General features: G+C 48.6%; 21 protein-coding genes. 12 read left to right on the top strand and 9 right to left on the bottom strand.

What is annotated here, in order from left to right; genetic code table 11:
- The first annotated feature begins 46 nt into the window (after positions 1 to 46).
- Complete coding sequence (locus K4H25_RS10675; protein ID WP_221020493.1) at positions 47 to 1,225, top strand: acetyl-CoA C-acetyltransferase; 1,179 nt, start codon at positions 47 to 49, stop codon at positions 1,223 to 1,225.
- An 89-nt stretch (positions 1,226 to 1,314) separates the two neighbouring features.
- On the opposite strand, the gene mscL is transcribed toward K4H25_RS10675, so the two are convergent.
- The 7 genes from mscL to K4H25_RS10640 form a co-directional block, all read right to left on the bottom strand.
- Positions 1,315 to 1,740: a large conductance mechanosensitive channel protein MscL gene (gene mscL / locus K4H25_RS10670; RefSeq protein WP_221020492.1), complete on the bottom strand. Its 426-nt coding sequence runs from the start codon at positions 1,738 to 1,740 to the stop codon at positions 1,315 to 1,317.
- A gap of 90 nt (positions 1,741 to 1,830) precedes the next feature.
- Entirely contained in the window at positions 1,831 to 2,892 is a 1,062-nt protein-coding gene (gene rlmM, locus K4H25_RS10665; RefSeq protein ID WP_221020491.1) for a 23S rRNA (cytidine(2498)-2'-O)-methyltransferase RlmM, read from the bottom strand.
- A 119-nt stretch (positions 2,893 to 3,011) separates the two neighbouring features.
- Positions 3,012 to 4,562, bottom strand: coding sequence for a sensor histidine kinase (locus K4H25_RS10660; RefSeq protein ID WP_221020490.1), 1,551 nt, complete (start codon positions 4,560 to 4,562; stop codon positions 3,012 to 3,014).
- A 48-nt stretch (positions 4,563 to 4,610) separates the two neighbouring features.
- Positions 4,611 to 5,282 carry an energy-coupling factor ABC transporter permease gene (locus tag K4H25_RS10655; protein WP_221020489.1) on the bottom strand — a complete coding sequence of 224 codons (672 nt, stop codon included), beginning with the start codon at positions 5,280 to 5,282 and terminating at the stop codon, positions 4,611 to 4,613.
- A 5-nt stretch (positions 5,283 to 5,287) separates the two neighbouring features.
- On the bottom strand, positions 5,288 to 5,923 hold the full coding sequence (locus K4H25_RS10650) for an alpha/beta hydrolase (protein ID WP_221020488.1): 636 nt from the start codon (positions 5,921 to 5,923) through the stop codon (positions 5,288 to 5,290).
- A 185-nt stretch (positions 5,924 to 6,108) separates the two neighbouring features.
- Positions 6,109 to 6,438 carry a (2Fe-2S) ferredoxin domain-containing protein gene (locus K4H25_RS10645; RefSeq protein WP_221020487.1) on the bottom strand — a complete coding sequence of 110 codons (330 nt, stop codon included), beginning with the start codon at positions 6,436 to 6,438 and terminating at the stop codon, positions 6,109 to 6,111.
- A 13-nt stretch (positions 6,439 to 6,451) separates the two neighbouring features.
- On the bottom strand, positions 6,452 to 7,540 hold the full coding sequence (locus K4H25_RS10640; protein ID WP_221020486.1) for a hypothetical protein: 1,089 nt from the start codon (positions 7,538 to 7,540) through the stop codon (positions 6,452 to 6,454).
- 268 nt (positions 7,541 to 7,808) lie between these two features.
- Between K4H25_RS10640 and K4H25_RS10635 the strand changes: the two genes are divergently transcribed.
- Positions 7,809 to 8,282, top strand: coding sequence for a WbuC family cupin fold metalloprotein (locus K4H25_RS10635; RefSeq protein WP_221020485.1), 474 nt, complete (start codon positions 7,809 to 7,811; stop codon positions 8,280 to 8,282).
- Between the two features lie 492 nt (positions 8,283 to 8,774).
- Here K4H25_RS10635 and metG read toward each other — a convergent pair whose 3' ends face one another.
- Positions 8,775 to 10,820, bottom strand: a complete 2,046-nt coding sequence (gene metG, locus K4H25_RS10630; RefSeq protein WP_221020484.1) for a methionine--tRNA ligase — start codon at positions 10,818 to 10,820, stop codon at positions 8,775 to 8,777.
- A gap of 126 nt (positions 10,821 to 10,946) precedes the next feature.
- Between metG and K4H25_RS10625 the strand changes: the two genes are divergently transcribed.
- From K4H25_RS10625 to typA, 3 genes are all read left to right on the top strand, one after another.
- On the top strand, positions 10,947 to 15,227 hold the full coding sequence (locus K4H25_RS10625) for a PAS domain-containing hybrid sensor histidine kinase/response regulator (RefSeq protein WP_221020483.1): 4,281 nt from the start codon (positions 10,947 to 10,949) through the stop codon (positions 15,225 to 15,227).
- Between the two features lie 75 nt (positions 15,228 to 15,302).
- Positions 15,303 to 15,929: a CoA pyrophosphatase gene (locus tag K4H25_RS10620; RefSeq protein WP_221020482.1), complete on the top strand. Its 627-nt coding sequence runs from the start codon at positions 15,303 to 15,305 to the stop codon at positions 15,927 to 15,929.
- Positions 15,930 to 16,146: 217 nt separating this feature from the next.
- Complete coding sequence (gene typA / locus K4H25_RS10615; protein WP_221020481.1) at positions 16,147 to 17,955, top strand: translational GTPase TypA; 1,809 nt, start codon at positions 16,147 to 16,149, stop codon at positions 17,953 to 17,955.
- Between the two features lie 209 nt (positions 17,956 to 18,164).
- Here typA and trxB read toward each other — a convergent pair whose 3' ends face one another.
- Positions 18,165 to 19,118 (bottom strand): thioredoxin-disulfide reductase, encoded by a 954-nt coding sequence (gene trxB / locus K4H25_RS10610; protein WP_221020480.1) that lies wholly within the window; start codon positions 19,116 to 19,118, stop codon positions 18,165 to 18,167.
- 327 nt (positions 19,119 to 19,445) lie between these two features.
- Between trxB and K4H25_RS10605 the strand changes: the two genes are divergently transcribed.
- The 7 genes from K4H25_RS10605 to pyrH all read left to right on the top strand — a co-directional run bounded on the left by K4H25_RS10605 (position 19,446) and on the right by pyrH (position 25,066).
- Positions 19,446 to 20,075 carry an ABC transporter permease gene (locus K4H25_RS10605; protein WP_221020479.1) on the top strand — a complete coding sequence of 210 codons (630 nt, stop codon included), beginning with the start codon at positions 19,446 to 19,448 and terminating at the stop codon, positions 20,073 to 20,075.
- Positions 20,072 to 20,638, top strand: a complete 567-nt coding sequence (locus tag K4H25_RS10600; RefSeq protein WP_221020478.1) for a hypothetical protein — start codon at positions 20,072 to 20,074, stop codon at positions 20,636 to 20,638. Before K4H25_RS10605 ends, K4H25_RS10600 begins: the two co-directional genes overlap by 4 nt.
- Positions 20,628 to 21,608 carry an MlaD family protein gene (locus tag K4H25_RS10595; RefSeq protein WP_221020477.1) on the top strand — a complete coding sequence of 327 codons (981 nt, stop codon included), beginning with the start codon at positions 20,628 to 20,630 and terminating at the stop codon, positions 21,606 to 21,608. Before K4H25_RS10600 ends, K4H25_RS10595 begins: the two co-directional genes overlap by 11 nt.
- Entirely contained in the window at positions 21,605 to 22,387 is a 783-nt protein-coding gene (locus tag K4H25_RS10590; RefSeq protein WP_221020476.1) for a tetratricopeptide repeat protein, read from the top strand. The genes K4H25_RS10595 and K4H25_RS10590 overlap by 4 nt, the downstream gene beginning before the upstream one ends.
- Before the next feature lie 171 nt (positions 22,388 to 22,558).
- Positions 22,559 to 23,284: a 30S ribosomal protein S2 gene (rpsB, locus tag K4H25_RS10585; protein WP_173534353.1), complete on the top strand. Its 726-nt coding sequence runs from the start codon at positions 22,559 to 22,561 to the stop codon at positions 23,282 to 23,284.
- 91 nt (positions 23,285 to 23,375) lie between these two features.
- Entirely contained in the window at positions 23,376 to 24,260 is an 885-nt protein-coding gene (tsf, locus tag K4H25_RS10580) for a translation elongation factor Ts (RefSeq protein ID WP_221022927.1), read from the top strand.
- Between the two features lie 86 nt (positions 24,261 to 24,346).
- Entirely contained in the window at positions 24,347 to 25,066 is a 720-nt protein-coding gene (gene pyrH, locus K4H25_RS10575) for a UMP kinase (RefSeq protein WP_221020475.1), read from the top strand.
- Positions 25,067 to 25,080: the final 14 nt, after the last annotated feature.

Below are 25,080 nucleotides of genomic sequence, written 5' to 3'. Positions count from 1 at the left end.
GACTTACAAACTTACTTGCAAATTATCTACATTAACGAGGTTTTGTATGACAGAAGTTGTTATTGTTGCTGCCTATCGTACCGCGCTTGGCAATTTTTCGGGTTCTTTAGCCAAAGTTTCAGCACCTGAATTGGGCGCAACCGTGATCCGAGGTTTGTTGGCCAAAACAGGTTTGGCCGCCGAGCAAGTGAGTGAAGTGATTTTAGGTAATGTCTTAACGGCGGGTTTGGGACAAAATCCTGCGCGTCAGGCGGTGCGTCTTGCTGGTTTGCCCGATGCAGTGCCGGGTTTGACCATCAATCAAGTGTGCGGCTCGGGCTTAAAAGCGGTGGCTTTGGGCGTACAAGCGATTTTGGCTGGCGATAGCGAGATTGTGATCGCCGGTGGCCAAGAAAATATGAGCGCCACGCCGCATTTACTCAATGGTAGCCGCGACGGCTTTCGGATGGGCAATGCCAACTTGATCGACAGCATGGTGTATGACGGTTTGACCGATGTTTACAACCAATACCATATGGGCGTTACCGCGGAAAATATTGCTAAGAAGTATGCTATTAGCCGTGAAGAGCAAGATGCTTTGGCGTTAACGTCGCAGCAACGCGCGGCTGCGGCGCAAGCGGCTGGCCGGTTTGTCGATGAAATCCTACCGGTGAGCATTCCACAGCGTAAGGGCGATCCGGTTATTTTTGATCAAGATGAGTTTATTAAACCGGCCACTACCGCCGATTCTTTGGCTAAATTGCGGGCGGCTTTTGATAAAGCCGGTACGGTAACCGCAGGTAATGCATCGGGTATTAATGATGGCGCTGCAGCGGTATTGTTGATGACACGTGAACGCGCTGATGCCTTGGGCTTAAAACCAATGGCGGCGATTCGTGCTTCGGCCAGTACTGGCGTTGACCCAACAATTATGGGTATGGGGCCGGTTTTGGCTAGCCAAACTGCACTTAAGCGTGCTGGTTGGGATTTAGATAGCGTGGATTTAATTGAAGCCAATGAAGCATTTGCAGCGCAAGCTTTAGGTGTTGCACGTGAAATGAAATGGGATATGAGTAAAGTCAATGTCAATGGCGGCGCGATTGCACTGGGTCATCCCGTGGGTGCATCCGGTTGCCGAGTGTTGGTGACCTTGCTGCATGAAATGGTTCGCCGCGATGCAAAACGCGGTTTGGCAACGCTGTGTATTGGCGGTGGTATGGGTGTTGCGCTGTGCGTTGAACGTTAAAAAAAGGCTGCAGTGAATTGCTGCAGCCTGGTTTTTAATAATGGGTATTTATCGCTAGGCCTTTATCAATAAAGCGTAGCTTTAAATACCTATTTTTTTAGCGAGTCACGAATTTCGCGTAACAACACAATATCTTCTGGTGTTGCCGCTGGTGCAGCTTCGGGAGCAGGCTTATTGCGATTAATCTTGTTAATGGCTTTAACAACCATAAAGATCGCAAAAGCCACAATAATAAAACTAATGAGCGAGTTTAAAAACATCCCTAAATTCATCGTGACTGCGCCAGCATCTTGCGCAGCTTTGAGCGTGGCATAGGGACCAGCAGTTTTGCCATCGGCCAAGGTAACAAATAAATTGGTGAAGTCGACTTTGCCAATGATAAAACCAATCGGCGGCATAATGATGTCTTTGACCAGCGAGTCGACAATCTTACCAAAAGCCGCACCAATCACGACACCAATCGCCAAATCAATCACATTGCCACGCATGGCAAATTCACGAAACTCTTTAAACATAAGCTAGCCCCTAAAAAGAAAAGGATTTGTACCACAGTTTGATGTAAGAATACATGGTTTTGGCATAAAACTGTGGCATGCTTGCTTAGTTTAGTCTTTCACTGCAGTGAGATAGCAAGTGATTTCTTCGCGGTCATGAAATAATTGCTTGGCCGTGATTTTATAAGCGATGTCGGCTTTCTTTAATTTTTGATCAATCAATGCAAAGCATTTCTCAACTTCGAGATGGCGCTTTTTCATCGGCAGTTTCAAATTAAAAATAGCGCGGCGTGCATTGCCGGATGCCACCCATTTGGCAATTAAATCCGCGATGCGAATTGGCTGTTCCACCATGTCACACACCAGCCAATCGACTGGATTTTTCGGGCGATATTTAAACCCATCATCGCGGACATGTTTAACTTGATGATGGCCATCCATACTGCCTTTCATTGGGCCATTATCGACTGCAAATACTTTTAAACCACGCGCAACCAGTTGGTAAGTCCAGCCGCCCGGTGCTGCACCGAGATCGACTGCCGTCATCCCCTCACGGAATTTACGTTCTGGCTCATCGACCAACACTAAAATGGCTTCAAGCATTTTTAGTGTTGAGCGGCTTGGCGCATCAGAGGGCATCCGTAAACGTGGAATGCCATTGAGCCAATCGGTGGCGCGAACCGGGCGTGAAGCAACCATGACTTCATTTTGCGCCGGGAAAAATAAATGCAAACGCTGGCGAGATGTTTGAGGTTGCAACCAATCATGCGTTGTCATGGCTTTGGCAACATAGTCACCAAATTTACGCGTAAATCCAGATAGCGATTTACCTTCATTGCTATCGGGGTGCTCTAACCAAACATCACTAAAAACGGTATTTTGAATTTTTAACGCATCAACAATCGGCGTTAAGCGATCTTTGCTGCCTAGGCTTAGACGCTGATGAACTTGCAGTGTTTGGCGTGAAAAAATTAAATTTAGTGCGAGTAGATCACGCAAAACTTTTTGGCAGCCACTTTTTTCTGTTGGGGTAAAAACCACCCAGCCATCGCCACGTTCAAATTTACCTGGTGCGAGTGCGCGATCAGCAATTTCTTCGGCGCATTCTGGCTCAAAACCGGGGCGACAGTAGGCAAGAAGGGCGTAGGGCAATCCGGTTTGAGTGGTGGTCATGGCTCTGGCTCGTTGCAAAAGGCGCAAGCATACCCAAAATTACAGCTTTCACCAATGCCGCTGGTATTTTTGACGAAGATGGTCGCTCTATCAAAGCGGTTTTCTGGGCCGATTTAAGGCTACGCCTCACTGGCTTCTTTATGTTTTGGCGCAATATGCGGAAAGGTCATATTAAAGACGGTGCCTTTGCCAACGGTGGACTCCACGTTGATATGTCCACCTAAAGTTTGGGTGACTAAATTAAATACAATATTCAGTCCTAAACCGCTGCCACCATTGGCGCGCTTAGTGGTGTAAAAGGGATCAAAAATCTTACCAATCACGTTGCCATCGATCCCTTGACCATTGTCGCTGACCTTGAGTGACACTGTTTGTTGGTGTTGCTCGGCAATAATATGCACTTGTTTTTTTGTGTCGCCTGAATTGGGTATGCTGGAAAAAGCATGTAGCGCGGCATTATTAATTAAATTGCTAATGATCTGCGAAATTGCGCCTGGATAGCCTTCCATGTCGATTTCATCTGGGCAATCAATCAAGATTGAAATTTGCGAGTGTTTTAAAGCTGGACTAATACTAGTGACGGTTTCGTGTAGATATTGGCTGAGTTCAAAATCGCGCCGTGCTTCTGAAGTCTGATCGACGGCGACGCGTTTAAAACTTTGGATTAACTCGGCCGCACGCACCGCATTGCTAATAATCAGTGCTGAGGATTGTTCCGCTGTTTGGCTATAGCTCACCACTTCGGATTTTTTCATATTGCCAGACTCAACTTTGGCCGAAAACATCACCGAATCATCGTGTAATACTGAGGCACTGGTTAAGATAATGCCCACTGGCGTATTGATTTCATGTGCAATCCCCGCGACTAAGCCACCTAAGGACGCCATTTTTTCGGATTGAATCAGACTGGTTTGTGCGTCTTTTAGTTGGTGCAAGGCCGTTTCTGCGTCCTCTTTGGCGGTACGCATTTGTTGCTCGGCAAGACTGCGGGTTGCCACATCTTCTTTTAATCGCTTGATAATCCGGCGAAATCCATCGGTTAAATCAGAAAAATCTTTGTAAGGATTGTTGGGTAAAGCGATGGTTTCTAAGTCTTTATCTGAATCCGCGGCTTGGCTGAGCCTTTTACCGAGTAATGACAGAGGGGTAATAACAAAGTGCTGCAAAACCAGCGTCAGCGTTAGCATTAAAATGGCATCCAGTAGCAGGATTTCGAGCGCTTTTTCTACTACTAATTGCCGTAATAATTGGTCAGTTCGTTGCCGAGAAACGGTAATGATGATTTTGCCTATGGGTTTTGCCTCGTACCTAATTTCGGCGCTTTCGGTTTCTGGACCAAGCTGAGTTTTCGGTGCGGTGAGTACCACGATTTTATCGTTATCGCGAATTCGCCCAGTGAGAAAGGCATCTGTGCCAAATACTTCAATCGAATGAATGTCGGGAGAACGCATTTCGGCGTTTAAAATGAGGGCCAATTGTTGGTCATCAAAATTCCACATCACGCTGGGCAACACATTTTGTAATTGAATGGTGAGTGATTGCTTGAACTCACTGAGATCGTGCTCCAGCTGAGCTTGCGTTCGGTAATAGGACAGCGCGCCAGACAGTGTGAGCACAATGGTCACGATGGCAATAAAAATTAAATTCAGATCGGTGCGAATTTGGCGCATGTCAACGAGTACTTTTGCTGGTTTGCTTGCAACCAATTTAGCAGAAGATTACGGTTTGCGCAGGTATTGGCTGTCTTTAAAGCTACTTACTGTGCCTGGAGACCATACCACCAGTAAGCTTATAGTAAAGCCGGTAATGAATGCCTCCGGCCAAGCCATTAAAAAATAAACCGGCAGCACTGAATTGAGTAGAAAATCGCCAGAGTAAATCGCGAGCAAAGCATATAAAACACATAGGCTGATGCCATGAATCAGCATGCTTAAAGCTGCTGCGGCAAAAGCGTTAATAAAAATATAAATAAAATAATTATGTGGCAATCGGCGCTGGGTGAGCTGCAGCAAACCTTGCGTCGTGGCGATGGGCAGAACTGCCGTCAGCAAAAAAGTCAGGCCAAGACTACTAAAGGCGCTGCTCACTTGTGGTGAAAAAGCAGCAGTAAGGATGAGTAACGCCGCCATAGCCAGTAGCGCTCGCCAAGGGCCGGCGATCAATGTGAGTAAGGTGGCGCCTAATAAATGAAAGCTAATACCCGGATTAACGCTGGCCTGCCATTGCCAGCTAATCAGTACAGCAAGGGTGTAAATTAACCAGCTCCGATTTTCAACCGGAGTGAGTGCCGACCAAGCTTCTTGTCGTACCGCGTACCCGAGTAGCCACAGTGCAGCAAGATTGCTGCCAATCAGTAGCGAACTCGAGAAAAATTCCGCGGGTAAAATCATACGGCCTAACGCCAGGCTGCGTGGACTAAGTCGGCCAGTTGCGTGAGGCGGCCATGGAAAAAATGCCCAACACCCGGTGCAACAATAATCGGCAGTTGCTGCGGGCGGGCCCAGTTTAATACGGCTTCGAGTGCAATGACTTCGTCTTGCTCGCCATGAATGACTAAAGTGCCTTTGGGCACATTGGGGAAAGCGTAGCGGCTGACTGCTGGGCCAATCAAAATCATCCCTTCGATTTCGTCGTCACTAAGACGGGCGCGTAAGCAGCTTTGTACATAAGTGCCAAATGAAAAGCCCGCCAAGGTAATGCGCTTTAATTCAGGGTGTTGCTTGCGGGCAAAAGCCAGCACTGCGGCCATGTCATCCACCTCGAACTCACCGTAACTATGACTGCCTTCTGATTCACCCACGCCGCGCAAATTTGGGCTGTAAGCGACATAGCCTAAGCGTGAAAGCGTTTTAGCGAGGGTATGGACGATTTTGTTATTAAAGGTGCCGCCTTCAGTGGGATTGGGGTGAGCCACCAAGACGATGCCAATCGGTGCATCAGTGGCAGCATCGAGGCGTAAGCATTCAAGGCGGCCGGCAGGGCCAGCGAGGTGGATGAGTTCAAAAGAAGGGGCTTTACGGGGTATGGTCATGGGGCACTTATTGAGTGGAGTCTTGAGGTAGATACATCAATTATTTTTACTGGTTGCTCGCAAAAACTGGGTTGTTTTGCCGCTAAAGTCGATTTCAATTGCAGCGTAGATTAAATAATGACGGTCAATGGAGATTGAAGGTGAAGGCATGCGTTATTGCGCATGCCTTCACCGTAGCCCAATGATTACTCAGCAGGGCGCGGCGGAATGAGGAGTCGCTCAACAATTCGGCCGTGCAATAAATGCTCGTTGACGATTTCGTCAATGTCGTCTTTATCGATATAGGTATACCAAGTTTCTTCGGGATAAATCACGATAACCGGACCTTCTTCGCAGCGCTCAAGGCAACCGGCTTTGTTAATCCGCACTTTACCGTCGCCATTGAGTTTGAGTGCTTTAACGCGCTCTTTGGCGTAGGCCCACAGTTGATCTGCGCCGCAGCTATTGCACGATTGACGCTCGCCGGGCTCGCGCTGATTCAGGCAAAAAAACACATGGTATTGATAATGACTCATCGCCCAGCTCCTTTTATTGCAATACCGGTGCTTTGGTATGCGGCGTGATAAACAACGGCAAACCATCGGTATCAAACACCGCCTGTACCCCGTCAATAAACACCAAATCAGTCATCCGGCATTCCAGCATCAGCTCTTGGATGTATTGCACAATCAGCTCGACATGATCAGACGGCAAGAGCGGCCAAACATAGCCTTCCCAGCGTTCTGGATCTTCTTTGCTGGCAAAGGTGATGCGAATTTCGTTGTTTTCATGGGCGGCAACGGTCACCACTGGGGTGCGACCTTTGCTGCGAATGCTGCGCAGCGCATTGCTGGTCATCACTTGCAGCCGCGTTTCCAGTTGGGTGACGCGGCCCACATCTTGTGCCGCAAGCCAAGGTAGCGGTGTGCGTGGAATCGGGAATAAAGTCACGCCGTCGGTTTTGAGTGCTTCACCAATTAGATTGGCGAGCGGCATGCCCCAGCTGCCAACTTGGCCGCCTAATGTAATCGCAGCGGGTGCACCAGTGCGTTCAATGGCTACGCCGATTAGATAACGTAAAGCGACCGCTTCGTCTTTAAATTTAATCGCACTGCCGGCCGAATCAATTGGGAAATCACTGGCGGTGCTCAAGGTTGCACGCCATTCAGCCAATTGCGCTGGGCTGATCGCCGCCAAGACATCGGGGCCAAGCAATGCGCCTGATAGCCAAGCATCCGCATCGGCAGCAACCACACCATGCTCGCGCAAAATAGCCAGCGCCGCATCGCCATCGATTTCGCTCGGTAGCGCGGCTTCACCTTTGCAACCAGCGACCAATACCACCGGAATGGCAAATAAAGTGGCCGATTGTTGCGCGTGCTGGCTAGCGCTTTCTACTTCTTGGCGTAGCGCATGCCACAGCGTCATCCATGCGTCTTGCGATGGCGCTTGAGTGAGTGCGCCATTGAGGGCGTAATGATCTTTGGCCATGAGTAGTTCGGCCATCAGTTGTTGCAAACCTAAGCGTTTTTGCGCCACTTGCGCAGCATCGCGCTCAGTCAATAACGACATCAGTTGACGAATAATCGGATTTTGTGGGTTAACACGAGGGTAAAGACGTGGATCAGGCAGGTTCATGGCAGGCGCTAAGTGAAACCAAAACGGCAATTATACCCATCTGATTGCAATCTGTCGGCATCAAGGCGTGGTTGATGTTGATTCGTAGCGGGTGATTTTGCTGTGTTTACCTAAGGTCATGGTTTGCTTGGTTTTTAGTGCCGTGTGTGACTGCGCTGGTTGTTGAATAACGGCATTTTCGTCTCTTGGAGTGAAGGCTGGAGGCTTTGTATTTGTTGTCAGTTGCGGTTTTATTGCATGATGCGGTACTTTCTTGCTGAGTACCGTTATGCAAACTCGTTTTATCGATCAAAGCTTATTGTCCGAATTGCTGTGTGCTGCCGAGCAAACACCACGGCAGCGCAAAAATTATAATTTTCACACTGCGGACGATGCCAGTTGTCATCGCTTGCTTAACGCGCTGCAACCCAATAGCTATGTGCAGCCGCATTGTCATTTGTCCGTGGATAAAGCCGAAACGATGGTGGTGCTGACCGGTCGAATGGGTGTGCTCATTTTTAATGCCGAGGGTGAGGTGATTGAGCAAAAGGTGATTACGGCGGGGGGCGATTGCTTGGGGATTGATATTGCGCCGGGGGTATTTCATAGTTTGGTCGCATTAGAGCCTACCGTGTTTTTTGAAGCTAAAGCCGGGCCATATATTCCGGTGGCGAGCCATGAGCGTGCGACTTGGGCGCCAGCAGAAGGCGAGGCTGGCGCGATTGAATATCTAGCCTGGATGCGTTCACGATTTGAGGTATAGCTTGCTAGGGTCTGTTGACGTTTGGTTTTCCACCGCGCTGGGTCGATTTTCGCGGCGAATCAAGGCGTAGTAAGCGATGCATAGTCATTCTATGTGAGCTTGCTACAACACAGAGTCGCCGCGAAAAGCGCCCAGCCGGATTTTATATATAACAACTCGGTTTGGCGGCGGCTTTTTTAAAATAAAGTCAGCCTGATGCTGCGTTACAAAGCGCTGGCGTAGAATGACTACGCGACGCGCTTCGTGCCTTGCCTTAGACCAAAATCTGCGCAAACGCAGTTGGCAAACCAAGCGTCAACAGACCCTAAGCTTGATTGTGTATGAGCTATGGGCTAATACGTAGGTATTTTGCTTAGTCACGATTCGTTTTGAGTGAAGTACGATTGCCCCACGCACGACTGGCTATGGGGCGCTTGTCGGGGTTGTGTTTTTTGAGGTGGGCAAAAAAATGCCGCGCCAGAAGGCGCGGCAAGTGGATGCAGTTGCTTGGTTTTATTTCACCCGCATTCCCGGTTTTGCGCCTTCGTGCGGCTCTAGGATGTAAAGACCGCCGTCACCGCCAGCCGCTAATACCATGCCCTCAGACAAGCCGAACTTCATTTTTCTTGCGGCTAAATTGGCAACCATCACGGTATGTTTTCCGATTAAATCTTCCGGTTTATACGCCGACTTAATCCCAGCAAATACATTGCGTGTTTCATTGCCTAAATCGAGCGTCAGTTGCAGTAGTTTCTCGGCGCCAGCAACGTGTTGTGCGTCAGCGATGCGCGCAATGCGTAAATCTACCTTCATAAAATCATCAATGCTGATGGTTTCACTGATGGCAGGGATTTCGTAAGCGGGCGCTGCTGGTGCTGGCGTGTCGAGCACTTGGATATTGGCTTCGATCATTGCCGCAATGTTTTTAGGGTCGATGCGCACCATTAAATGGCTGTAGGTGTTGATCGGGTGATCGAGCAATAAATGCTGAGCATCAGACCATTGCAATGGCGCAATATTGAGGAAGGCTTCAACGTCAGTGGCGAGTTTTGGCAGCACTGGTGAGAGGTAGATCGTCAAAATGCGGAAGGCATTGATCAAGAAGCTGCATACCGCATGCAGATTGTCACTTTGCTCAGGGTGCTTGGCCATTTCCCATGGTTTAACGGTGTCGACGTATTGATTGACTTCGTCAGTTAAAGCCATGATTTCGCGAATCGCACGGCTGTATTCTCGCGCTTCAAATAGGCTGGCAATGGTGTCGCTGGCGCCTTGCAGTTTCTTTTGCAGCGCGACAATGGCCGGCATTAGCGCATAGGTTTCCGCTTCAAACACGCCGCTGTGTAGGCGACCTGCAAAGCGTTTACTGATAAAGCCTGCGGCGCGGCTGGCGATATTGACGTATTTGCCGATCAGGTCAGAATTTACCCGTGCGGTAAAGTCTTCGAGGTTTAAGTCAATGTCTTCAGCGGTGTTGGATAGTTTGGCAGCATAGTAATAGCGCAGCCATTCTGGGTTAAGGTGGTCTAGGTATGATTCGGCGGTGATAAAGGTGCCGCGCGATTTGCTCATTTTTGCGCCGTCAACGGTCAAAAAACCGTGACTATAAATCGCCGTTGGCGTGCGGTAGCCCGAGTATTCGAGCATTGCTGGCCAAAATAGCGAGTGGAAATACAAAATATCTTTGCCAATAAAGTGATACAGCTCGGCGTCAGAATCTTTGCGCCAATAGCTATCAAAATCTAAGCCTAAGCGATCGCATAGATTTTTGTGGCTGGCCATATAGCCAACAGGCGCATCGAGCCAAACGTAAAAATACTTGCCCGGTGCATCCGGGATTTCAAAACCAAAATACGGTGCGTCGCGCGAAATATCCCAATCGGTCAGACCCGATTCAAACCATTCTTGCATTTTATTGGATGCTTCTTGCTGCAACTTGCCCGGCGTGGTGGTCCATGACTTTAAAAAGTCTTCGCATTCGCCCAGCTTAAAGAAGAAATGTTCTGAATCCCTTAGTACCGGTGTTGCGCCCGATACAGCGGAGTATGGGTTTTTAAGTTCGGTCGGTGCATACGTTGCGCTGCATACCTCACAATTATCGCCGTATTGATCTTTTGCACCGCACTTTGGGCATTCGCCTTTGACAAAGCGATCGGGCAAGAACATTTGTTTTTCTGGATCAAACAATTGTGAAATGGTTTTTTTTGCGATTTTATCGTTGGCTTTGAGCTTGGCGTAGATGTCGTAAGCAAAGTCACGGTTTTCTGGGCTATTGGTGCTGTAGTAATTATCAAACGCGACATGAAAACCGGTGAAGTCACGTAAATGTTCACCATGAACACGGGCAATCAGCGCCTCTGGCGTGATGCCTTCTTTTTCTGCGCGCAGCATGATGGGTGTGCCGTGCGTGTCGTCCGCACAAACATAATGGCATTGGTGACCGCGAGATTTTTGAAAGCGTACCCAGATGTCAGTTTGGATGTATTCAACCAAGTGACCAAGGTGAATGGCGCCATTGGCGTAAGGTAGGGCAGAGGTAACGAGTATTTTGCGGGTCATGGTCGGCCAAAATATGCAAGAAAATAACTTCGATTATAACGCAGAGTCGACGATGACGGTTTGACAGAAAAATAGCATGAGCTCGACTATAGTAATTTCAACTCCCATACAAATAATTGTCGGCAGATGTCAACAACAAAGCAAAAAATTCAGCATTTGAATGATTTTCGCTTACTGGCGGTGGTGGTCGTCGGCGTGCTGCTGTCGATTTTTGTTTGGCAGTTCGCTGCAATTAAACTCAAGCAGCAGACCGATATTCAATTTGAGCGGCAGACCGAGCCATTGGTGAATGGCTTAAAACTGCGCGTGCAAAGCTTGGCTTTGGGTTTGTATGGCGCACGAACGGTGCCTTTGATGGCGCATGGTGAGTTAAAACCACAGCATTTTAAGCAGTATGTGGCGCAATTGAATTTAGAGGATGTTTTTCCCGGTGCTTTGGGGGTTGGCTTTATTCGCCGCGTTGAGCCGCAAGATGTGGCCGCATTTGTGAGCGATCAGCAGCATTATCGCCCTGAGTTTCAATTGCGTGAGCGAGGTCCTAATGCTGGGGCAAAATTCATCATCCAATTTATTGAGCCGATAAAAGGCAATGAAGTGGCGGTTGGATTAGACATTGCCAGCGAACCCATTCGTAAGGCCGCCGCGATGACTGCGATGAATTCGGCCGAAATGGCGATTACAGCGCCGATTCAGCTGGTGCAAGACGGTAAAAAGACCCCAGGATTTTTAATTTTATTGCCTTACTATTTGTCAACAACAGTGGGCAGCAAAATTGAGTTGGCGAATGAGCGGACTGAGTCCTTAATCGGTTGGGTTTATGCGCCAGTATTGATGTCAAAACTGGTGGCGGGATTGAGTGATGTGCAGCATAAAACAATCGATTTTGAGGTGTATTCTGGTCGAGTGCTCAAACCAGAGTTTTTGTTGTATGACAATGACTCACATTTAAGCCAGGGTGCAAGTCAGCCTCAGTATCGAAGCTTGCGTCGGCAAGTCGAGATTGAATTGGGGGGGCAGACTTGGACTGTCCTGATGAGTTCAAATGATAGCTTTGCTGCCCGTTTAGAAAGCTGGTTACCTTTGGGTTTGTTGTTGTTTGGCTTGAGCCTGACTGGCTTGATTGCAGCAACTTTATTAAATGCCGCACGCTTAAAAGACAAGGCGCAGTCTCTCGCTGAGTCAATGTCTTTGCATGCGCGCCAGCGAGAAGTCCAGCTCAATGCGGTGATTGACAGTACGCCAGATGCCATTGTGACGGCGAATCAGCAAGGCACCATATTGGGGGTGAACCGATCGGTAACGTCTATCTTTGGTTATGCTAGCGATGCCGTTTTGGGAAAAAACATCAAGATCTTTATGCCCGATGAGGTGGCGAATAAGCACGATGGTTATGTTGAACGCTATCAACATCAAAATGGCGCGGCGGTCATGGGGAAAGGTCGTGAGCTTTGGGCGCGCCACGCCGATGGTCATTTGATTCCGATTGAGGTCAATTTGAATCAATTTCACATTGATCAAGAGACTTTTTTGGTGGCGCAGATTCGTGATGTCAGTGTTCGTTTGGCAAATGAGCAGGCATTACGCGCTAACCAGCGGCAATTGTCGATGATTGTCGAGGCGTCTGGCTTGGGGATTTGGGATCTGGATTTACGTAATGGAGAGTCTTTTTTTGGGGGTATGTGGGGCGAGATGCTGGGTTTTGTCACTCAGGAGTTAATACCTAGTGTTGAGACGTGGAGAAGTTTATTGCATCCTGAGGATTTGCCATTGGCCGAGGCCTCGTTGACCGCGCATTTGGCGGGGCTGTCTGCGGTGCATAGTTGTGAATTAAGGATGAAAACTGCGCAGGGCACGTGGAAGTGGGTGCATGCGATTGGGCGTGTGTATGAGCGTGATGAGCATGGCGCGCCGATTAAAATTGCCGGGATTCATCTTGATATTGATGCGCGTAAACACAATGAATTAATGCTCATTGAGCAAGATACCGCGTTGACATATTTGCAGCAGCAGCTGCGCAGTGTGGTGAATTCTGCGACTGAAATTTGTATTGTTGCAACTGATATTGCGGGTGAAATTCAGTTATTTAATGTTGGTGCAGAGAAAATGCTCGGTTATTGTGCTGAATCCGTGATTGGCGTTTTAACGCCAGAAGCTTTTCATGATGCCAGTGAGTTGGCAAGTCGAGCGCAACATATCGCCGCACAAACTGGAGTGTGTGTGAGTGGGTTTGAAGTGCTGGTGTATATGGCAAGGCAGGGGGGGAGCGATACCCATGAATGGACTTATATTTGCCAAGACGGCTCACGTTTGACGGTCAATTTGATTGTCACGGCCCGTTATGATGATGCGGGTGAATTGATTGGTTACTTAGGTGTTGCTACCGATGTGACTGAGCAAAAACAAATTAATGCCGCACTGGAGGTGGCCATTGGTCAAGCGGTGGCAGCGAGTCAAGCCAAGAGTGATTTCTTGGCCAATATGAGTCATGAGATTCGCACGCCAATGAATGCGGTGATTGGTTTTTCAACCTTGTTAACCGACACCCCTTTGAGCGCGGTACAGCTAGAGTTTGTTAGTGCAATTCAGCAATCTGGCGATGCTTTGCTGAGTTTAATTAATGATATTTTAGATTTTTCTAAGATCGAAGCGGGTCATTTGCAGCTCGAACAAATTGAATTTGATGTGCGCTATTTGTTGGAGGGTGCTTTGGATATTGTGGCGGAGAAAGCCGCCAAACAGTCGCTTGATTTAGCCTGTATTATCAATCCCAATGTGCCCTTACGTTTGATTGGCGACCCGAGTCGTTTACGCCAGGTGGTGCTTAATTTACTTAATAATGCGATTAAATTTACTGCGCAAGGCGAGGTGGTGGCGCGATTGGTAGCGCTACCTAGCTCAAATGATGAGCATTGTGTGTTGCGCTTTAGTGTTAAAGATACTGGGATTGGCATGAGCGAGTCGGCGCAAGTGTCGTTGTTTCGGCCGTTTTGTCAGGCCGATGCATCGACAACACGTCGCTTTGGCGGTACCGGTTTGGGCTTGTCGATTTGTAAACGCTTAATTGAGGCCATGGCTGGAGAGGTAGGCGTGGTGAGCGTTTTGGGAGAGGGGTCGGAATTTTGGTTTGAGGTGACGTTAGCCGTTGCCAAAATCGAAGTGCCGCCGCCCGAAGTTGAGCTTGCTTTGCAAGGCTTGCGCGTGTTGGTTGTCGATGGCTTTGCCGCCAATCGTGAGCTGATTGCTTTGCAATTGACGTCTTTTGGTATGGAACCAGTTTGTTTTTGCTCGCCACAGGATGCATTGAATGCTTTGACACAAGCGCCGAAGCGCTTTGCATTGGCGTTGATTGATTTGCAACTGCCTGACCTAGATGGATTGCAATTGGCGCGGCAAATTCAGACTGTGGTGGGTGAGACGCCATTACCCTTAGTATTGTTAACCTCGATGGCGGTGCCTGGGCTGGCGGCGGAAGCCAAAGCGGCAGGATATTCTGCGTTTTTAACTAAGCCAGTCCGACAAACACAATTGCTCCATGTTATTGAAGAGGCTTTGAAAATGCAGCAATTTCCTCGTGGGACGCAAAATCTAGTGACGGCGCATCATTTGGCGGAACAAATTGCGGCGAGTAAGCCTTATTTATTGTTGGCTGAAGACAACCCCATTAACCAGAAGGTGGCGGTGTTGATGTTAGAAAAATTTGGCTGTCGGGTTGATGTTGTTGAAAATGGCGCATTGGCCGTCGCCGCAGTGGAGCAGCGACGTTATGATTTGGTGTTGATGGATTGCCAGATGCCAGAAATGGATGGCTTTGTGGCCACGCAAACGATTCGTGCATTACCCCCCGAGCAAGCGGGGGTTTATATTGTCGCGTTAACCGCGAATGCATTTCAGTCCGATGTTGATCATTGTTATGAAGTGGGGATGGATGATTTTGTTGCTAAGCCGATTCATATGACAGAGATTTCATTGGCTTTGCAGCGTGGCTTGGCCAAGTCAGGGCGTTTGGCGCGTTTAGATTCCCAGTTACAAGAGCCGGAGGGCGATATGGAAGTTGGCATTAGTTTAGAGCTGCAGCAAGAATTGCTAGATGTTGATCGCATGTTTAATGAGCTGAAGCAAGCGGTTGGCATGGATATGAAAGAAGAGTTGCTAGCCTTGTTTTTCCCTACGCTGGATGAGTGTGTCACCGGTTTGTCACCGGCGATTGCGTCTGCCGATTCAGTTCAAGTCGTGAGCTTTGCGCATAAGCTGAAAGGCGCAGCGGCGCAATTGGGCGCAACAAAATTGGCGACTTATTGCAAGGCCATTGAAATGGCCGCTAAAAACAATGATTTTCAGTTGGCGGCGACGCAATTTGCTATGGTGCAGTCTTTGGGTGTAGGTTTGTCGCAGCAATTGCGCGTTTAAGGCAGTTGTGGGGCGCACGCTTTGCTTGCTCATGAATGACGGCCTTAGTCGCTATTAAGTTAGGAATGAATAAATATGTTGCCAGATGTTGCGCAATTACCGCACTGGCTGAGTCAGCAATTGGCTAATTCGTCACGCATCAGTGGTTATGACTACCAGCATCTATCTTCTCGAACTGCCGCAGTTTTGATTCCTATCGTGCTGCATCCTGATGGTGCAACCGTGTTGTTAACTGTCAGGGCCGATCATTTATCGCAGCATGCTGGGCAGATCAGCTTTCCGGGCGGGGCAACTGAGTACGGCGATCAAGATGCTGTCGCAACGGCTTTGCGTGAAACGGCAGAAGAAATCGGTTTGGATGGTGATCGAGTGCAGGTTGTGGCTTGTTTGGGCGAGTACCATACCATTAGTGGCTATTGTGTAACGCCAGTAGTGGGTATATTGCAGCCCGGTTTTTCTATTTGCCCCGACCCGAATGAAGTTTCGGATGTGTTTGAATTGCCCTTGTCGGTGTTGCTGAATCGCTCACTGTATGAGAAACGCTGGGTAAGTCGGCAGGGCGTACGTGGTACGACGCATTTTTTAGAGGTTAATCAACGCGTTGTTTGGGGTGCTACAGCAGGTATATTGCTCAACTTCGCGCTGGACTTGATGTTGGATGGTATACCTAAAGATATGACCATTGAGGCCGCCAATGGGTGAGGTGCATCGTCCTCGTTGCCTGAAGATTGAAGTAGGCAGGTCAATTTAATTTGGTATTCGAGCAAAAATGGACTTGCAGGTGCGAATGAATCTGCCGTTAATCAGACAAATGCCAATAAAAATCAGCTTTACTCGCCAAAGTCATTGACGAGTTCACAGTTTTTTCATTAAGGCGTGATACAATCCGCCACTTTCGCAAATAGCCCACAGTCCAAACATGACCCGTGCACTTCGTAACGTCGCCATTATCGCCCACGTCGATCATGGTAAAACCACGCTGGTAGACCAGCTTTTACAACAAGCCGGTACATTCCGCGCCAACCAAGCCATCGTTGAGCGTGTTATGGATTCCAACGATCTTGAAAAAGAACGTGGTATTACCATTCTGGCTAAAAACACTGCCATCGAATACGAAGGCACGCATATCAATATCGTTGATACCCCAGGTCACGCGGACTTCGGTGGTGAAGTTGAACGTGTATTGGGTATGGTTGACGGTGTATTGCTGCTGGTTGATGCGGTTGAAGGCCCAATGCCACAAACGCGTTTCGTGACTAAGAAAGCTTTGGCTTTAGGTCTGAAACCAATCGTGGTAATTAATAAAGTAGACCGTCCAGGTGCACGTCCGGATTGGGTTCACGATCAAGTTTTTGACTTGTTCGACAAACTCGGCGCGACTGACGATCAACTCGATTTTAAAATGATTTACGCTTCAGGTTTGAATGGCTTTGCCAAGCTGACTTTGGAAGAAGAATCAGACAATATGCGTCCATTGTTAGATTTGTTGGTGGCGACTGTTCCTAGTCCTCCGGGCGACGCTGATGCGCCGTTGCAATTACAAATTTCGGCATTGGATTACTCAACATTTACCGGCCGTCTTGGCGTGGGTAAAGTGTTGAATGGTCGTATCAAGCCAGGTCAACAAGTTGTGGTGATGAACCATGATGACCAGGTTTCTAGTGGCCGTATCAATCAAGTATTGGGTTTCAAAGGCCTTGAGCGCGTTCCAGTTGAAGAAGCTGAAGCGGGCGACATCATCATTATTTCGGGTCTCGATGAAATCGGTATCGGTGTAACGATTTGCGATAAAGATGCGCCAGTTGGTTTGCCAGTACTCGGTGTTGACGAACCAACATTGACGATGGACTTTATGGTGAATACATCGCCACTCGCAGGCACTGAAGGCAAGTTTGTAACTAGCCGTCAAATCCGCGATCGTCTGAACAAAGAATTGCTCGTTAACGTGGCATTGCGCGTTGAAGACACTGACAACACGGATATCTTCCGCGTTTCAGGTCGTGGCGAATTGCATTTGACGATTTTGTTGGAAAACATGCGCCGTGAAGGCTTTGAAATGGCCGTGGCTAAACCACGCGTTGTTTACAAAGACGTTAATGGCGAGAAGTGCGAGCCATACGAAAACCTGACCATCGACTTAGAAGATGATCATCAAGGTGGCGTTATGGAAGAAATCGGTCGTCGCCGTGGCGAATTGACCAATATGGTTTCTGACGGTCAAGGTCGTACTCGTTTGGAATATCATGTTCCAGCGCGTGGTTTGATCGGTTTCCAAGGTGATTTCATGACCTTGACTCGCGGTACTGGCTTGATGAGTCACGTATTTGACGATTACGCTCCGGCTAAGCCTGATATGCCAGGTCGTCACAACGGCGTGTTGATCTCTCAAGATAACGGCGAAGCTGTTGCTTACGCATTGTGGAAATTGGAAGATCGCGGTCGTATGTTTGTTAGCCCGGGCGACAAACTGTACGAAGGCATGGTTATCGGTATCCATAGTCGCGACAACGATTTGGTTGTGAACCCAATTAAAGGTAAGCAACTGACTAACGTTCGCTCTTCAGGTACTGACGAAGCAGTTCGTTTAACTACACCAGTTAAATTGACTTTGGAATCTGCAGTTGAGTTTATTGATGATGATGAATTGGTAGAAATCACACCAAAATCAATCCGTATCCGTAAGCGCTTCTTGACTGACAACGAACGTCGTCGTAATAAAGTGGCCTAATTCGCTGCTTTATATCCCAAGAAAAACGCCAATCGATTGATTGGCGTTTTTTTATGTTCAGTGTTTGTTGGTAGCGAATTTCAGTATGACAGTGCCCAGAGGTGTGTTGATGTGGCTGTAAAAAAAACGCCATCTGGAAGGATGGCGTTTTGTTGGGTATGTTTCTATAGATCATAGCCATAAATGCTTATGGATAAATACCCTATATCTTATCGCAGTGTTTCTAAGTATTTATCGGCGTCGAGTGCCGCTTGGCAGCCGCTCGCTGCGGATGTAACGGCTTGGCGATAGATGTGGTCTTGCACGTCACCGGCAGCAAATACGCCGGCAATGCTGGTGGCTGTTGCTCCGCCGTTACGGCCACCTTGGGTGATGATGTATCCTGTGTTGTCCATATCGAGCTGACCTTTGAAGATGTCGGTGTTTGGCTTGTGGCCAATAGCAATAAATACGCCCATCAAGGCTAAATCTTTGGTCGAGCCATCGACGGTCGATTTTAAACGCGCACCGGTTACGCCTGTTGCGTCGCCCAAAACTTCGTCGAGAGTCTGATTGGTTTCAAGGGTGATTTTGCCCTCGGCAACTTTTTCCATTAGATGGTCAATCAGAATTTTTTCTGAGCGGAAGGTGTCGCGGCGGTGAATTAAAGTCACATGCTTAGCGATGTTTGATAAGTAGAGCGCCTCTTCAACGGCCGTGTTGCCGCCGCCAACGACGGCAACATCTTGGCCGCGATAGAAAAAGCCATCGCATGTGGCGCAGGCCGAAACGCCGCGGCCAGAGAATGCTTCTTCAGAAGGGATTCCCAAATATTGTGCGGATGCACCAGTGGCAATAATTAACGCGTCGCAGGTGTATTCGCCAGAGTCGCCAACCAAGCGGATGGGTTTTTCAGTTAAGTGCGTCGTGTGAATGTGGTCAAACAGTATTTCGGTGCCAAAACGTTCGGCGTGCTTTTGAAAGCGCGTCATCAATTCTGGGCCTTGCACACCGTCAAAGTCGGCGGGCCAGTTGTCAACTTCAGTGGTGGTCATGAGTTGGCCACCTTGCGCCATGCCAGTAATTAATACAGGCTTTAAATTGGCACGTGCGGCATAGACGGCGGCAGTGTAGCCTGCAGGGCCTGAGCCCAAAATGAGTAAACGATGATGTTGGCTTGCCATGTCGATTCCTTGCTGTTGGTCTAAATAATGCTACTCAATGGGTTTGAGTGTAATGGTTTTTTAAGAAAGCTTCTAATCTAGCTTTTAAATCGGCGCCATAGCGTAAGGCTTGTTTTTTAATGTTGGGGGCGATGCGCGGCAATATCAAGTGCTGGTGTTGTAGTGTTGCTGGGATTGATGGATGAGTCGGAGTGGGAATTTGTTTACAATTGCGATTCTATTTTTTAATGGTATACGGATCATGCAAAAAGGATTGGCGCATTGTTGCTTATCTTGAAGCGGTTTTTAAATCATTTTGCAGCTCTGGCGCGCGCGCCCGTGAGGCGCGTGCTGTTAAAGCAAATTTATTTTACCGCCAATGAAGCCGTTTGGTTGGTGGCGATTACCGGTTTTGCTTTGGGTGCGACGGTCGTGGTGCAGTTGCACGAAGAATATGGCCAAAGTCGTGATGCGGCGTTGCGGCTTCTGGGTTCGCTGAGTTTTGTTGAGTTGTCACCCATGTTGGCGTGTTTAATGATGGTGGCGCGCTCGGCTTCGGCGATGGCGATTGAATTGGCATCGATGCGGATTTCGGGCGAGGTTGCCGCGCTGCGACGCATGGGGATTTCTATTGAGTCGTATTTGTTGCTGCCTCGGGTGTTGGGGATGACGGTGTCGGCGGTTGTATTGGCCGGTGTTATGGCGCTCGCGTCGGTGTTGGGCGGTGTATTGTTTGCCACTGGCTGGGATGCAAGTTATCAAATTTTCGCTTTGGAGCGCATGCTGCGCTGGCATGAAGTGCTGATTTGCTTATTAAAAGCGGCTAGTTTTGGTTTGGTTGCTGGAGTGGTGTCGATTTATGCTGGGTTTTCGGTGCCGCTGCAGGTATCCGAAATTCCTAAGGCTGCGTCGCGGGCGGTGCTCCGAGGGTTGTTGGCTTTGTTTGTGTTGGATTTTTGTTGGGCGCTGGTGTTATGACGCAAGGTGTTTTGAATATTGATTTGAGTCTCGCGTCTGGGCAGTTTTGGTTGGAATTGGCGGCGTCTGACGATTTTTCGTTGTGGATTGATCGTATCTCAGAGGATTTAAATCGTTCGGCTTTTAATGGCTTTGGTGTTTTGGAGTCTAGGCCGGTTTTGATTAGCAATTTGCGGGTGTGGGAAAACATCGTTTTGCCGTGTTGGTATCATGGTGCTGGTGATTTGACGGATGCTGAGTTGGCGCTGCAGACTATTTTGCAGCGGGCAGGCTTAGATATCGCCGCGCACTCAGACATGCTGGCGATGTTGCCTGATCGATTGGATGTCATGCAGCGCCGATTGGTGGCTTTGCTGCGCTTGGCGTTGCAAGACGCGCGAATTTGGGTGGTCGAAGAGGCTTGGTGGCGTTGGTGGCATGATCCGCTTTGTGCGGAATGGCCTTTGGTGAAAGTTTTTTTACAGTTGCCGATGCCGCAGGTCTTGTTGGTGATCTCTGCGCATCCCGCGCCAGCGGGGTTTGAGTGCGTCACCTTGGTAAAGAGTCGGGATAATGAAGAATAAAGTGCAGTTATTAAAAGATGGTGATCCGCGGTTTCGTTGGTTAACTTGGCGGGTAGTGATATTGGCCACCTGGGTTTTTGTGGCTTTTGCCGTGCTGCTGGTGGTTTTGGGGCAGCGGCAAGGCTTTTTTAGTAGTAAGGAAAAAGTGCACTTTGTTGCCGAAAATGGCAGCGGATTGACGCCGGGTATGCAGGTGAGGTTGTCTGGGTTTCGTATTGGAGTGACCGATAAAGTGAGCTTGAATGAGCAGGCGAAGGTGGATGTTACTTTATTGATTGAGCAGCAATATATGCAATGGGTGAAGGCCGATTCGATCGCTATTTTGCAGCAAGAGGGCTTGATTGGGGATCATTATATTGAGATTGCTGGAGGTTCTGCAGCTGCACCGCGTTTGGCTGAGGGTGGAGTGCTAGTGTTTGCGCCGGCGCTGGGTCTGGCTGATATTGCACAAAATCTAAGTAATCGGACTTTGCCGATGATTGATTCGATGCAGCAAACATTTGATTACCTGAATGATCCTAAAGGAGATATTCGATTGGCGTTGGCTAATGTGCGGCAGTTGAGTGTTGAAATGCGTGAAACGCGCCAACGGCTCGATCAATTGTTAGCTCGGGTTGATGGCGTGGTGGATGTTGAGGCGCGCAGTACGTTAAATAGTGCCGATCGCTTATTGACGCGGGCGGATGGTGTGGCCGCAGAGTTAAATACGAAATTGTCACCGGTGCTGCTTGGGGCTGCATCGATTGCGGTGAGTGTTGATGCGGCGGCAAAGGATGCCAGTGCGACGGCTGCCGTGGTGCGCAAGGCGGTTGAGTTGTCTGCGCCAAGCTTGCCTGGAATGGTGCGCCATGCTGATGAGTTGCTGTATGGCGGCCGTCAAACTTTGGATGCGGTGAATCAGAGTTGGCCAATCAATACCATGCTCACGCCTTTGCCGTTGCAGGCACCTCTACCGGAGAGTCGGCGATGAATCGAGTTTGGGTGTTTTTATTTTGCGTAGTGCTTACTGCTTGCGGTACGGCGCCGGTGGTGACGTCACCTGCACGTATCGTCGCCGAACGCTCGCACCGCATGGCTTTGCAAGCAATACAGGATGGACGTATTGAAAGTGCTGAGGGTGAATGGCAGCAGGCGCTACGTGGCTATCAGGCCATAGATGATTGGCGTGGGCAGGGCATGGCACGATTGGGCTTGGCGCAAGCAAGTCAGCGCTTGGGGCGAGGCACTCAGGCTGAACAGGCCTTGTTGCCAATGCTGCAAGAAGGGTATTTTTTACCAGAGCAGCAAGTGCAGGCGGCATTGCAGTTGGCGCAATTGATTTGGCAGCAGGATCTGCCTCGCGCGCAGCGGTTGCTGGCTCAGGTGCGTTTAAGCTGCGTTGCGCCTTGTTTTGTAGCAGTACAGATGGATAACTTGGCGGCACAGATTGCGCTTGAAAAAGGTGATGTGTCTGCTGCTGCGCAATTTGCCACGCAGGCACTCGATTTGGCAAAAGAGCGTCCCGCCGAGCGCGCTTTTGCGCTGCGCTTATTGGCTGAGGTGGCGTTACTGCAAGGGCGTTGGCTTGATGCAGAGGACAAGTTGATGCGGGCGATTGATTTAGATCGTCAAAGTGCCGAGCCCATGTGGTTGCTGGATGATTACCGTTTATTGTTAAAAATTGCGAAGCGTAAAGGCGATGTGGCGTTGGAAAAGAAAGCGCAAGCGCATTTAGGATCTTTGTGTGCGGCAATTGAATGTTCGCCTTGAGTCGGATTTGTATTTCCTATATAATCTTTGGCTTGCTATGTTTGTGTTGTTTTAAAATAGCGTCGTAAGCACAGCTAAAATCCCGTTCGCCCTGTCAGGGGTGCGCTTCAAATGGTTTGAAGTGTCCCGTGCGAATGGAAGACCTAACCCTAAGACACATTGGAGAATTAAATGTCTGTAAGTATGCGCGATATGCTCGAAGCTGGTGTCCACTTTGGTCACCAAACCCGTTACTGGAACCCAAAAATGGGTAAGTACATCTTCGGTGCACGCAACAAGATTCACATTATCAACTTAGAAAAAACACTGCCATTGTTTGAAGACGCGATGAAATACATCCGTCAATTGTCTGCAAACAAAGGCAATGTAATGTTTGTTGGTACAAAACGCGCTGCTCGCGAAATCATCGCTGAAGAAGCAGCACGTGCAGGCGCTCCTTTCGTTGATCACCGTTGGTTGGGTGGTATGTTGACTAACTTTAAAACAGTTAAGCAATCAATCAAACGCCTGACTGAAATGAAAGCCGTTCTGGAAAATGCTGAAGGTAGTGGCTACGGCAAGAAAGAATTGTTGATGATGAAACGTGACGTTGAAAAACTAGAGCGTTCATTGGGCGGTATTAAAGAGATGGGCGGTTTGCCTGATGCGATTTTCGTTATCGATACTGGCTACCAAAAAGGTGCGATTGTTGAAGCCGTTAAATTGGGCATCCCAGTAATTGGTGTTGTTGATACCAACAACAGCCCAGAAGGTATTGACTTCGTAATCCCTGGTAACGATGATTCTTCACGTGCAATTCGTTTGTACGCTCGTGCTGCTGCTGATGCAGTGCTTGAAGGCCGTAACCAAGCAACACAAGCTTTGGCTGCTGCGGTTGCCGAAGCTGCTGCTGAGTAAGTAGCCCATCGCTGAAACCAAGAAAAAGGGGCGTCTGCCCCTTTTTTGTAATGTTTACCGAATAAACTGAAATCCCTATTCAGGAGAATACATAATGTCTATTACTGCAAAAATGGTCGCTGAGCTACGTGAATTAACCGGCCTTGGCATGATGGAATGCAAGAAAGCTTTGGTTGAAGTTGAGGGCGACATCAAAAAAGCTGAAGAATTGTTGCGTATTAAGTCAGGCAATAAAGCCTCAAAAATGGCTGGCCGTACTGCTGCTGAAGGTGTAATTGCATCTTTCATCTCTGCAGACAAAAAAGTTGGCGCGGTTGTTGAAGTTAACTGCGAAACTGACTTTGTTGCTAAAGATGACGGTTTTGTTGCTTTTGCTAAAGCCATTGCTCAAGCTGCTGCAGAGTCAAACGCTGCTGATGTTGAAGCTTTGTCTGCAGTTCAATTGTCAACTGGCGAAACTGTTGAAGAAGCACGTAAAGCATTGATCGCTAAACTGGGTGAAAACATGACTGTACGTCGTTTTGCTCGTTACGAAACTGAAGGCGAGTTGGCAACTTACTTGCACGGCGCGAAAATCGGCGTGTTGGTCAACTTGATCGGCGGCGACGAAGTTTTGGGTAAAGATATCGCGATGCATATCGCTGCTGCAAAACCAAAAGCATTGGATGCCAGCGGTGTTGATCCTGAATTGATTGAAACTGAGCGTCGTGTAGCGATTGAACGCGCAAAAGCTGACAACAAGCCAGAAGAAATGTTGACTAAAATTGCTGACGGCACCGTTAACAAATTCTTGAAAGACGTTACTTTGGTAAACCAAGTGTTTATTAAAGCGGAAGATGGCAAACAAACAATTGAGCAATTGTTGAAGTCTAAATCAGCGTCTGTTGCTGGTTTCACCATGTTTGTTGTTGGTGAAGGCATTGAGAAAAAAGTGGTAGATTACGCTGCTGAAGTTGCAGCGGCTGCACAACTTTAAGTCTAGGCTTAAGCTTTGAAATGACGCCGCACGGTGACGTGCGGCGTTTGTACGACCACGACCACGCACTGTAAAAGGATAAATACATGAGTCAAACCACAAAATACAAACGCATTTTGTTGAAGCTCTCCGGTGAAGCCTTAATGGGTGATGATAGCTACGGCATTAACCGAGCGACGATCGACCGGATTGTGCAGGAAGTGAAGAGCGTTGTTGATTTGGGCGTTCAAGTCGCCATCGTTATTGGTGGTGGTAATATTTTTCGCGGTGTTGCGCCTGCAGCATCGGGCATGGATCGCGCCACTGCTGACTATATGGGCATGCTGGCGACGGTGATGAATGCGCTGGCACTGCAAGATGCAATGAAGCGTGCAGGTATTATTTCACGCGTTCAATCGGCACTCACAATCGCTCAGGTTGCTGAGCCTTATGTTCGTGGTAAAGCCATTCAATATCTGGAAGAAAATAAAGTTGTTGTTTTTGGTGCCGGTACCGGTAATCCATTTTTCACGACCGATACCGCAGCGGCGCTGCGCGGTATGGAAATGGGTGCTGATATCGTAATTAAAGCCACCAAAGTGGACGGCGTTTATACCGACGATCCTAAAAAGAATCCGGATGCAGTTCGCTACCAGACCGTGACGTTTGATGAAGTTATTGGTCGTAATTTGAAGGTCATGGATGCAACAGCATTTGCTTTGTGCCGTGATCAAAAAATGAATATTTGCGTATTAAGTATCTTCAAAGCTGGCGCATTAAAGCGTATGGTACTTGGGGAAGATGAGGGTACGCTGGTACACTGCTAAGCGTGTTGATTCGC

The sequence above is a fragment of the Deefgea piscis genome, assembly GCF_019665785.1.
Taxonomy (GTDB): domain Bacteria; phylum Pseudomonadota; class Gammaproteobacteria; order Burkholderiales; family Chitinibacteraceae; genus Deefgea.
This window is presented reverse-complemented; position numbering and strand designations above follow the sequence as displayed.